This window comes from Paraburkholderia sp. EG304 (assembly GCF_046543485.1).
In the GTDB taxonomy this organism is placed as follows: domain Bacteria; phylum Pseudomonadota; class Gammaproteobacteria; order Burkholderiales; family Burkholderiaceae; genus Paraburkholderia; species Paraburkholderia youngii.
Map to the genome: position 1 here is coordinate 1 of NZ_JBKGUA010000478.1, position 254 is coordinate 254.

Here is a 254-nt window from a genome sequence, read left to right on the forward strand (position 1 = left end):
CTCTGACTTTGGCATGAATCGTTCGAATCAACGTGAGCAACTGGACATCGGTCAGCCGCTGTCGCTCAGGCGTGCCGCCGCGCTTCCACGCGCGATAGCCATTGACGCTTACTCCAAGGACCTCGCACAGCGCCGACAGCGGATAGTGCCGGCATTGCGTGTCAATCCAGGCGAACTTCACAGGAGGTCCTTCGCGAAGAACGCCGCCGCTTTTTTTGCGATTTCCAGCTCCATCTGCAAGCGCTTGTTCTCCG

1 pseudogene is annotated in these 254 nt (G+C 58.7%); it reads right to left on the reverse strand.

Annotation, left to right across the window (positions count from 1 at the left end):
• A pseudogene (locus ACLFKU_RS44825) lies at window positions 1-254 on the reverse strand (IS3 family transposase); the annotation flags it as partial.